At 69.0% G+C, this 1,260-nt stretch carries 2 protein-coding genes; one reads left to right on the top strand and one right to left on the bottom strand.

From position 1 onward, the window contains the following. Positions 1-8: 8 nt before the first annotated feature. Positions 9-176 carry an SIMPL domain-containing protein gene (locus tag ACWGPE_RS18945; protein ID WP_452049305.1) on the top strand — a complete coding sequence of 56 codons (168 nt, stop codon included), beginning with the start codon at positions 9-11 and terminating at the stop codon, positions 174-176. A 91-nt stretch (positions 177-267) separates the two neighbouring features. Here the strand turns inward: ACWGPE_RS18945 and ACWGPE_RS18940 are convergent. Beyond that, positions 268-1,260 (bottom strand): molybdopterin dinucleotide binding domain-containing protein (locus tag ACWGPE_RS18940; RefSeq protein WP_452049304.1); only part of this gene is annotated, 993 nt, incomplete at its 5' end.

The following is a 1,260-nucleotide window of genomic DNA, read 5'->3' as shown; positions in this document are numbered from 1 at the left end:
ACGCCGGGCTGTCCGGAATGCACCTCGGCAAGGTGATCTCGATATCCGAGCAGTCCGGCGGTTCCACCCCGCCCACGCCCACTCCGATGCCGCGCGCGGCGATGGAAGCGGTTCCGCTGGAACCCGGTCAGCAGACGGTGAACTTCTCGGTGACCGTGATCTGGGAGCTGACCTAGCCCCCGACTGATCCCCGTTGACTTTGAAACCACGCACACGGCTACCCGCAAAAATCCTGCGCCAGCTCGAAGTCAACAAGAAGTTTCTGACCTAGCCGGCCGGCGCGATGTCCACGGGGATGCCGTTGAGCACCGCTGTGCCCGACAACGGGTCCAGATGGGTGCCGTCGTTGAGCTGGTTGACGTTCACGCCGGGCCGGCCGGCCGCGAGCTCCTGACCGGTACCGCCGCGGTCATGACCCCAACCGTGCGGCAGCGAGACCACGCCGCGCCGCATGCCGTCGTCCACCTCGATCGGGGCGAGCAGCGCACCGCCCGGGCCCTTGATCACGGCGATGTCGGTCAGTCCCAGCTCCGCCGCGTCATCGGGGTGGATCTGCAGCGTGCACCGGTTGGAGCCGCCGGACAGCGCCGGGAGGTTGTGCATCCAGCTGTTGTTCGACCGCAGGTGGCGCCTGCCGATCAACAGGAACCCGCCCGCCGTGCGGCCGAGCGCCTCGCGCAGCCGCGCCACGTCGGCGACGATCGGCTCCGGTGCGAGTTCGATTCGCCCGCTCGGGGTTCGCAGGACCTCGGGGACCCGCGGTTTCAGCGGCCCCAGGTCGATCCCGTGCGGGTTGGCCTTCAGCCGCTCCATGGTGAGCCCGTCGGGCTTGGTACCGAAGGCATCGCCGTAGGGTCCGAGCCGCAGCATCATGTCCAGCCGGCGTTCATAGCCGGGGCCGTCGAACAGCATCGAGGTGAGCTCCTCGACGTCGCGGCCCGCCACCGGTGAGTCGGCGTCGGCGACCTCTTTCGCCAGCGTCGTCGCGATCACCTGCGCGTCGACGAGCGCGGGGTCACCGTCGGCACCGATGCCGTAGAGGATCAGGGCGAGCCGGGACAGGATCTCGGGCTCGTCGGGCCGACCGTCGGTCGGCAGTGCCGGCGAGGAGTACCGGACGTTGTTGCGCACCGCGAGGTTGTTCAGTGCGACGTCGAAGTGCGCGCTGCGGGCCGGCGGAGGCGGCGGCAGGATGACGTCGGCGTGACGGGTGGTCTCGTTGAGGTAGGGATCGATGGACAGCATGAAGTCGACGCGGTC

Source organism: Agromyces sp. NPDC055658 (genome assembly GCF_053618155.1).
This window is presented reverse-complemented; position numbering and strand designations above follow the sequence as displayed.